Source organism: Nostoc favosum CHAB5714 (genome assembly GCF_020829495.1).
Taxonomy (GTDB): Bacteria; Cyanobacteriota; Cyanobacteriia; order Cyanobacteriales; family Nostocaceae; genus Nostoc; species Nostoc favosum.
Genome location: NZ_JAIVFQ010000165.1, coordinates 1 through 9468, shown reverse-complemented (window position 1 = coordinate 9468; position 9468 = coordinate 1). Strand labels below are relative to the sequence as shown.

Here is a 9468-nt window from a genome sequence, read left to right as displayed (position 1 = left end):
ATAAATATTCTGAAACTTGTATTTTTCAATTATAAACTATTTAACTCAAGTTAAACTTTGAAAATTGTGTCAAAACATGAATATATATGGTTTACCAGATGTCAAAAAACCCTAGAGGATGCCAGTACCATGACTGGAGAATAAGCTGCCTTCTCCACTGCTTGCTGCTGTTGTAGCGACAACTGGATTTTGCGACTAGTTGTAAATCGTTCTATCCAAGCTCGGACACGGGGCATATCCTGTACTATCGGCAGGCTCAAGCGTCGGCATATCATCCGCGCCAAGTTCATCTCTGTGTGAAAAAACGTTGGTCTGTAGCACAGTAGCAGTTTCTCTCCATCATTGCCCCGCACGATTTCTCTGATTAATTCTTCTTTTGCGCCCATCTGTTTAATAATGTCGGCGATCGCTTCAGGGGCTGGCTGATGGTCATCAGTTGCCAGCAATTTGATGACTTTCTCAATGAGTTCTGGTTGGGGTAGGTAACAATGTCCATCTTCGGCTGCTTCGGTTAGTGCATGGATGATGCCAGCGCAGTATCTAAATTCGGAGTCCGTTGGTACACCTAAGTTTCGTGCAATCTTGTCCGCAGTCAGAAAACCAATGCCGTAGATGTCCGTTGCTAGTTGGTAGGGATTAGAGGTGACTGTAGCGATGGAATTATCTTGGTATTGTTTGTAAATCTTGACTGCATAAGTTGTTGAAACACCGTGGCTTTGCAAAAATACCATCACTTCCTTGATCGCCTTTTGAGTTGACCAGGCATTCTTGATGAGCTTGATCCGCTTTTTGGCTATGCCTGGAACTTCGATAAGCCGGTCAATTTGGTTTTCAATTATGTCTAGGGTTTCCAAACCAAAATGTGCAACGATGCGTTTGGCTGTGACTGGCCCAACACCTTTGATTAGCCCACTGCCTAAATACTTTTCAATTCCGGTGAGGGTAGCGGGTTTTGTTTCTTTGTAATTGGTGACTTGGAATTGTGGTCCATACTGCGGATGCTCCCGCCAAAAACCTGTTAGCTGAAATGTCTGTCCTGGTTGAATATTTGCAAAACTGCCGACGATTGTGGTGAGGTCAGTGGAACGTGAACGAGTTAAACGCGCTACGGTATAGCCGGATTCCTCGGAGTGAAAGGTCAGGCGTTCTATTACCCCTGTGATCGTTTCGTAGTGCGGGGTGACATTTACTTGTTGAGTAACAGGACTTAGGGGTGTGGACATTGGTGCTCAAAAATGCCGCACATCATTATAAACTGAGCCGTGGGTTTATTGTAGTACATAAATACTGTAAGATATTTTCTTCAAGTCTTACCCAGGATTTGCTCTTGATGAACTATTGCAGACCACTTGATCAACAAGCGAAAGCTTTTTATTTTATGAAAGGCAGAAGGTCAAAGTCTTGACGAATTTCTAGGAGCGAACTTGTACTGAGCGTAGCCGAAGTGGGAGCAGGGGGGAATAACAGTAACCTCTCTGCTACCCCTTTGCCCCCTGCGGTCTCAATGAAGAGATATCTTAACCGAACGGTATTGATTGCGTAAGGGTTACTCTCATTTATTCAAAGCAATATCCTGCAATCGCTTATAAACAGAACCAATTTAGCACTACCAAAACCATATATAAGTTAACAAGTATGATTTTAAACATTCGTTTTTCTGCATCTTTAGCCGCGACTGTGCAACCTTCTTGTTTAATCTAAGCATCAACTATCATCTCGAAGCCGCCGTAGATCATTCGTTTTGCATCGAAAGGCATTTCAGCAGTTGGATTGGTTTCTGGTTTCATACGTGGATCTGCCATGACTTGCTCCATAGCTTCGTCTCTAATTTGGCGTGAAGGCCAAACAATCCAAGAGAAACAGACAGTCTCATCTTCTTTGCACTTAACTGCCATCGGAAATGAACTAATTTCGCCTTCTGGAACATCATCGCCCCAACACTCAACCAACTTTAATGCACCATATTCTTTAAACACAATAGCCGCAGCTTCTGCGTGTTGCTTGTAAATTTCTTTGTTGGCTGTAGGTACAGCTACAACAAAACCATCGACATAAGGCATTGAATTTAACCTCCCAGGTTTGGCTTAAACAAGTTGTCATGCTTCACGAAAATTGACTCTCTAGAATCGGCAACTTCCAACCACACTCAATATTTTGGGAGAGCGAGTTGTAATTAATCGTCTGCTTCTAAAAGCTTGCCGAGAGCTTCAACCGACTGCCGCCATCCGCTTTCCATGCCGCTGGCAACCATGCCGTCACGGTCTGACTGGCTCATTGCTGTGCTATGCGTGCGAATCTCAGTTGTATGTTCGTCAATTGCTACAAACTCAGCTTTTTCCAGCATGACATGCCCACGTTCCGGCATCCCCAAGAATTCAAATGTCTGCACGATCCGTTCATGGGGAGCGACTTCATGAAAACAGCCCCTAAACTCATACTCGTTACCATCTTCTGATTGTTCAGCAATGTGCCAACTGCCGCCGTCTTGACAATCGAAGTCATACACTTTCATTGAATTACCGCGACACCACCAACTAGCAAACAGTTCTTCTTTGGTATATGCTTCAAATACCTTTTCTAATGGAGCGTTAATTGTGACAGTACCCAGGATATTTTGTGAATTTTCTGGAACTGTTACTGTAAGATGTGCCATACTTCTCTCCTCCTACTTTGTTATTTATCTTCTAGTAGCTTTTCCAAAGTATCGAAGCGGGCGTTCCAGATTTTTTCATACTCGCCCAGATATGCTGCGGCTACTTTGATATTTTTCGGCTGAATCTGGATAACTTTCTCCTTCCCACTTCGACGCTTGGTAATGAGTCCGGCTTTCTCCAACACACTGACGTGCTTGGCGATCGCTGCCAAGGACATCGCATAAAATTGTGCTAATTCGCTGATAGTATGTTCCGCTGTTGATATTCGTTCAAGAATGTCTCGACGCGTCACATCAGCAAGCGCACCAAAAATTTTATCAAGAGCTAAATTTGATTCAACCATTTGGTTGAATGATAGATGAAGATACAGCTCATGTCAAGTGTCCTGAGCCTCTGAGGGATGATATTACTAAAACTCATGTGGGTAATACACGACGCTGATTAAGGTTTCGCAGTAGAAGGGGCGTATGCCGTAAGTCTCACGGCTGGTGGTTTGATCGCATTGCTTACAAACGAAATTAAAGGCTACCCAAAATGTTAGTAGTGGGTTTGTCACAATGCGTTGCAATTGCTCGATACTGCCTGAGTTTATTGCTCTTGTCTTACTACTAAGTCCACTTCTGTTTTCAATTTTTAACAATCGCTTCAAGCTGACTAAGCAGATTCTCTAGCTGTTGAGTTTTTTTCGGATCACTCCAAAGCATCTTGTTTTTCTTTGCCACCTCAATCGTGTTAGTTAAGCGTTGTTTCAGGCTTACAGGTTCGGACTCGGACAGTGCTTTTTTACTACCATTCAATGCTTTAACTCGTTGCTTGATTTCAGAAAGACTAAGGGAATTATTGATAGCTTCTTCTAAAACTTTTTGCCTGCTATCTTTGTCTTTGACACTAGCAATCATAATTCCTTTAGTGTAATGAATTTTACCTTGACGAATAGCATTCAATATCTCTACTGGTTTTTTAAATAAGGGAAGTCTAGTTGCAACGAATGATTGCCAAGTAATTCGCCCGAATGAATTAAATACCTGTTGAACAAGTTCAGCTTCTTGACTAACCAAAACGTTTTGGTTAACAGTATTTTTTGTGGCGTTGTTCATTCGGTAAAGAAAACTAACAACTTGCTCAGTTTCGTAGCCCAGTTGAATTTCAAGCACTCGCAAAGTGTTGTCTAATTCCTCTAAAGCACTAAAGTCACGGCGATTTGTATTTTCTGATATCGCAGCATAAAAAGCGGTTCGATCATCCCAATCAAAAACCTTGACTGGTATATCTTCCAATTTTAGTATCTCTGCTGCTTTTAATCGCCGAAGTCCTGCAACCAACTCATATTTTTCAGATTGAGTGGGATGGGGACGTACCCACAGAGGAGAACGAATTCCATTGGGTTGAATATCATTTAGCGCCCATTGTTGTAGCTCTTCTAAATCATAGTAATGCCGAACTGGCTTGCCATCTGGAATAAATGTGAATGTACAAACAATTGCGTTGTGCGGAATGATTTGTTCTTGAGCTATTTCTGCTATTTGTACAATTTCCTGAGTAGTGGCTTGTCCAAAGACAAAGTTCAGTTCTTCATTGTTAGCAATATTATCTTTAAGTTTTCGTCGAGTCATGATTCTGATTCAAATAACTTCAAAGCTTCTGTTAGGATTTTGACGTAAGCACTTGCCGCCGCTTTAGGAGCTTCTCCCTTCATACGAAATACTGTACTACCTTGTCCAGGTGCATCCTTGATACATTGACGGTCAGGAAGGGTAGTATTAAGTAAAGGTATAATACCGCTTTGCAAAGCTTCTCTAGCTTCTCGTAACAAAATAGTATTGTCTTTTACTGCATTTAGATAAAGCGCTGCTATCGGCAGCCCTCCTCGAATTTCCTTTGCTTGACGCACAAATTGTACAATTTTACCTGTACTTGCTAAATCGATCATGGAGTCCCTGCAAGGAATAAGTACTAAATTAGAACGGATTAAAATTGCTTTTGTCACCTCACTTGCATTTCCTGGGCCATCAACAATTACAACATCATAAGACTCTGCTAACTTTGGAAGTTCGTCAAATAAAACCTCTGGATCACCAATGACTTTACAAGGCAAGTTCAGATCCTTCAACCAACTTGATGAGCTTTCCTGCCCATCTGCATCAACTAGGATAGTGGAATGCCCCATCTGGGTAAACCAATCAACAGCATGAACTGCTCCTGTTGATTTCCCTGCTCCACCTTTCTGGTTCGCAAATGCCAAAATTTTAGGAAGCTTTTCAGATTTGGTCGTAGTCTTCGTCGGCTTGGATTTTACCATAGGAGCAATTCTCACTTTGCAACAATTGTATTAGTCTTCATAGAATTATCATTTCTAAGATAATTTTCAAGTATTCTTTTAGAACAGATTCAGCAGAGTATCTATTATCGAAATAAGTCAATTAACCAAAATATATGGCTTGATGTTATCACTGATTCAAAAAAAAAGAATAAAAATAAAGTTAACCAAAACGTTTTGGTTAAATAAAACGAATATAAGTAACCCCCCTGACAGAAAGACTAATGAAATCTACTGAGCGTCCATCTAAAACACCAGAGAAACAAGACCCAAAGCTCAACGGTCAAATTTCCAAATTTAGCCCTACCCCGGTTGATGACAAGTTGCCGGAAGAACTCACAACTGGCCAACAGCCTGTCCATGCCCCCGTCGAGGAAAAACTCCTAGAGCCGCCAAAAGTTGAGCCGCAGGTGACTGGCAAGCGCAACAAGAAAAAACTAGATTCACCACCAGTAACCAAACCTCATATACCCTTCCAAGACCGCTCCGAAGAACCAGAATTACCACCATCACCCTGTCAGCACATGCAATTCCTGGATTGCAACTCGGAGGTAGGGCGTGTGATATTCGAGTGCTATCATTGCAATTCGGGGATAATCAGCGAGTACACCGGAGAACCCGTAATGGGCGAGTACAAAGGACGACAAAGAGTAATTTTCACAAAAGTAAAATGCCCCAACTGTGAGCAAACAGCGATTAGACTGCAAGCAAGGGAAGTACTTTCGACTACGGCGATACCTTCACCTTGGCAGCAATGATGGCACACTCCCTCTTCAAGAGTCATTGGTGAAAGATATTTACAACTGATAATGCAAAAGCTGAGATTTTTAACCTCAATAATGACTGCACTAACGGCGCTCACGCTTAATAGTTGTACCACCGCTACAACTGAACAGTATGAAGCTACAGCACTCACCAGTTACACCTGGCAAGTAAAGTATGCCAATGATCTAACTAGTCAACCACAGCCACGCATTGAAACCTTTGCGAATACTTCAATGTTGAATAGGAATGGATTGAAACCGCCAGGAGCAGTTGTTGGGCCAGATGACCGAGGGTTATGGTGGCCTACTTTACCGCCGCGACCAAGTGTTGATGAAGTTGAACAACGTAAAAGACCTCAAGAAGAGGCAGGCAAACCTGAATTGCTCAAAGATGTAAAGTATAAACTGACCTATGGAGTGGGTAATACTCAGAACACACTACCTACTAATTATGATGTTTATCGGCAAGTAGTAAAAGCTTACCCCCAAAAAACTCCTTTGGAATTGACTTTGGGTGTGAATGATAATTCAGTAGAGAAAGCTGAACCTGTAAGCAAGTAGTAACGCACTCGTTACATAGTCAGCAAGAAGTTAAAGATCAAGACTGAATTGCTTTTCAACAAAAGATTGACAGTAAAGTATAAATCAAAGAGTCAACGATGATCTAAATTAATTTCTGCTACGTTGATAGAAAAGATTTCAAAAATTCTTCATTGGGGGCTATATGGGGGCTATATATACCCCGACAACAGTTAAGTACTTTTGTAATCTTTTGACTCCCATATAGCACCTATATAGGTGCTATATGGGGTATATTTGATTGATTGATATTTTGTACCCCATTTAGCCCCCAAGGGGTTATGATTAGCTCTTGAGGCTGGAGAAAAAAGGGGGAGTTATTTTATTCTTCTTTCTCTTGCTCTTGCAGATCGCTTGAACAAATAATTTTCACAAATTAAAGTGTATTTCTTGGAGCCTATGTCAAACATTCACACCTTACAAAAAATTTTTCCTGCGGGTTTCGATAACGGTTACGGAAGCCTTAAACTTTTAGTCGATGGCTTTGAAGTAATTCGTGTCCCCAGCTATATAACCAATGCCGAGATGGAAGATGTTCCAGGGCGTGTAGTTTTTAACGGTACTGCTTACACAGTTGGAGAGTCCGCTTACCGGACAGGAAATTATTTTGACCGCAACACAGACAATAATGAAAATAAAGTCAATAATGCGTTGTTGACTTTATTGGGTGCGTTGGCACATCTCCCACACCGTAAGGCTTGGCACTTAAAGTTAGTTGTCAGTTTACATGATGTCGGTCTGGCTGAAGAATTACAAAAAGTACTCAATGGAGAATATCAGCCAATACTTGCTGGCAAGCAATCAGACGTGAAAGTAGAAGTGCTTAAAGTCGTACTAGAGGGTATGGGTGCATTGTTTGGGCATCCACTACCCAAAAAATTAACCATTTTAGACTTTGGCAATGGTACGACCTTGTATTCCCGTTACAACCGGGGTCAGCGAGAAGTTCACACTGCTTACCCAATCGGTGTAGAAGTTCTCATCGATGATATCTCCCAAAAAATGAAGCATTTAAATGGCGGAAAAATCGGAGATGCTTCCAAAATTCGATTTTGTCTAGAGATGGGGCATACCAAGTACAGCCGCGACATCGATATCAAAGATGTTTACAGCGCTTCTTTAAAAGATTGGTATGAAAAATACTTGAAGAAAGTGGTGAATCTGACACTTGATGCCAAGCACCAGGGGGATGAAATCTGGGCAATTGGTGGAGGTTGCCTCTTACCAGGATTTAAGAAGCTGTTGGAGAAAAACGGCTTCAAAATCCTGGACAATCCGGTAGAAGCCAATGTCTCTGGGCTTTTAGAGATGGCAAAAACCATTAGCAGCAAGAACCCAATTACTACATCTCTTAAGTGAAGTTATAACAATGGCAGATAAAAAAGACTTAGCACCGGAAAAAGTTCGCCTCAAAGATAATTACCGAGAGCGCATATTTGCAGAATCGCAAAAACTAGATAAAAGTTACCTGGACACGATTTACTTTATAGTTGATTGCTATTTTGTTTTCATCAAAGCTGGATTACCTGCACAACAAGTAGCTTTCACGCCGAATAATACTGAAGATAACAAACTTATTCAGCCGACTCAAGAGCCATCTATTATCGAAAACCAAGAGGATTCTGATGACCAAACCTTCACTCTTGATTTTGAGTTGTAAGGGAAGTATGGGACTGCTGCTTCTATAGTGCGTAAGTCAAGCGATCGCACGATAGCGTCATCGCTTTCTTTTGCATAAAGAAGATAATTCTAGCACCTCTGTTTGCTAAAGTAATTCTAAGGCGCGTGAATTTCCAAAGAATCCAGAGCATTATAACTATGAGAATACTTCATGGCACCTGGATACCAAACGAGGAAGCTGACTTTATTCAGTCAGGGTCTTTTTACTTGTGGGTAGAAACTCAATTATCCCAAAAAAGTTACACGAATACTCAACAAATTCATCCTGGACACTTGGTAGAATCCCAATTAATCGCCTTTTTAGTAGAAGAATTGGGAATAAAAGAAGACAAGACTATATTTTGCCAGCGCATATCTCCCAAATACTTTGCCTTACCAACCACCAATAATCAGCCCCTACCTTCACCAGAATTAACCAAGTATTTAGAAATTGAGTTGACTGACAGCTATGAAGAATTCCAATACTGGCAGGTAGATTGTTATGAAACAGTAGTATCTACCAAAAATGTTACAGCACTTAATATTATCAAACTACTTAAAGATATCCATTTTTTAGCAATATATAATGCGGAGAAGTTTCAAATTGGTTCAGATTTATTATTTTGGTATCATTACACTCAAAGTTTTAAACAAGTAATCCTCAAAGACCAATTTATTCCCGCCCTAAAATATCGACAGTTATCATCGGAAAATCCGAAGAAAAAAGGCAAAAGCAAGACTGATAAAGCCGCATTTGAAATTTATGCCACCTGGGAAATTATTTCGTCACAATATGAAGCAAATATTCTTAAATATATTGACTATATGCCACTAATATGTGTGGCAGGTAAAGCAACAGTTAGTTATCCTATTGAGTTTTTTGATCGAGAAACACTATTGCGTCACTTTTCCGAATATGTACTTGATGATTTAGTGACTCACACCCCATCTACAGCCGCTTTTGACAAACAAATTGCTGATTCTCTAATTGAATCTTGCTTTTATCCTAGTCAGCATAATCCACTAACAACAAATACTGCCCTCAAGGAATATCAGCAATGGTTGGTGTGGAAAACCAAAATTACCCGTACTCAAGCTGATTCACCTTTTCATCTGTGCTTCCAGTTACATTCTCCTTCATCGTCACAAATAGACAATTGGCAAATTCAATTTCTAGTAGCCAGTAAACAAGACCCCTCTTTGAAGTTGGCCTTAGCAGACTACTGGACAATGAATCAATTTTCCAAAACTGCTGTACATAAAGATTTTGGTAAAGATTTTGAAACAAATTTGCTGCTGAATCTGGGTTATGCAGCCAGGATGTATCCCAAACTCTGGCTTGGGTTCCCACGTCGAGAACAAATGATTAGGGACTTGCGGAGAAATAAAGTACCAGTCATCCTAGAAGGTAGGAAGTGCGGGTAGTTCCGCACTTAGACTAAATCTCTAGAATAGGAATCCCTGTTTTGATGCTCACTGACAACATCAAATCTAC

10 protein-coding genes and 1 pseudogene are annotated in these 9468 nt (G+C 40.9%); 5 read left to right on the top strand and 6 right to left on the bottom strand.

Annotated features, from left to right (window positions below; all coding sequences use genetic code 11):
* Positions 1 to 122 precede the first annotated feature (122 nt).
* From LC586_RS38345 to LC586_RS38320, 6 genes and pseudogenes are all read right to left on the bottom strand, one after another.
* A pseudogene (locus LC586_RS38345) lies at positions 123 to 1223 on the bottom strand (helix-hairpin-helix domain-containing protein); the annotation flags it as partial.
* A gap of 474 nt (positions 1224 to 1697) precedes the next feature.
* On the bottom strand, positions 1698 to 2060 hold the full coding sequence (locus LC586_RS38340) for a DUF1428 domain-containing protein (RefSeq protein WP_229491023.1): 363 nt from the start codon (positions 2058 to 2060) through the stop codon (positions 1698 to 1700).
* A gap of 113 nt (positions 2061 to 2173) precedes the next feature.
* On the bottom strand, positions 2174 to 2653 hold the full coding sequence (locus tag LC586_RS38335; RefSeq protein ID WP_229491021.1) for an SRPBCC domain-containing protein: 480 nt from the start codon (positions 2651 to 2653) through the stop codon (positions 2174 to 2176).
* A 20-nt stretch (positions 2654 to 2673) separates the two neighbouring features.
* A complete protein-coding gene (locus tag LC586_RS38330) occupies positions 2674 to 2997 on the bottom strand; it encodes an ArsR/SmtB family transcription factor (RefSeq protein ID WP_229491019.1) in 324 nt (107 codons plus the stop codon).
* 283 nt (positions 2998 to 3280) lie between these two features.
* On the bottom strand, positions 3281 to 4267 hold the full coding sequence (locus LC586_RS38325; protein ID WP_229491017.1) for a ParB/RepB/Spo0J family partition protein: 987 nt from the start codon (positions 4265 to 4267) through the stop codon (positions 3281 to 3283).
* Entirely contained in the window at positions 4264 to 4953 is a 690-nt protein-coding gene (locus LC586_RS38320; RefSeq protein ID WP_199339887.1) for an AAA family ATPase, read from the bottom strand. Before LC586_RS38320 ends, LC586_RS38325 begins: the two co-directional genes overlap by 4 nt.
* 242 nt (positions 4954 to 5195) lie before the next feature.
* Between LC586_RS38320 and LC586_RS38315 the strand changes: the two genes are divergently transcribed.
* The 5 genes from LC586_RS38315 (at position 5196) to LC586_RS38295 (ending at position 9398) form a co-directional block, all read left to right on the top strand.
* On the top strand, positions 5196 to 5729 hold the full coding sequence (locus tag LC586_RS38315; protein ID WP_229491015.1) for a hypothetical protein: 534 nt from the start codon (positions 5196 to 5198) through the stop codon (positions 5727 to 5729).
* Positions 5730 to 5780: 51 nt separating this feature from the next.
* The gene (locus LC586_RS38310; protein ID WP_438822966.1) at positions 5781 to 6296 is read left to right on the top strand and encodes a hypothetical protein; all 516 of its coding nucleotides are present in this window, start codon (positions 5781 to 5783) and stop codon (positions 6294 to 6296) included.
* 417 nt (positions 6297 to 6713) lie between these two features.
* Positions 6714 to 7673, top strand: a complete 960-nt coding sequence (locus LC586_RS38305; protein ID WP_229491012.1) for a ParM/StbA family protein — start codon at positions 6714 to 6716, stop codon at positions 7671 to 7673.
* A 10-nt stretch (positions 7674 to 7683) separates the two neighbouring features.
* Entirely contained in the window at positions 7684 to 7974 is a 291-nt protein-coding gene (locus tag LC586_RS38300) for a hypothetical protein (protein WP_229491010.1), read from the top strand.
* 158 nt (positions 7975 to 8132) lie between these two features.
* Complete coding sequence (locus tag LC586_RS38295; RefSeq protein WP_306423349.1) at positions 8133 to 9398, top strand: hypothetical protein; 1266 nt, start codon at positions 8133 to 8135, stop codon at positions 9396 to 9398.
* Positions 9399 to 9468: the final 70 nt, after the last annotated feature.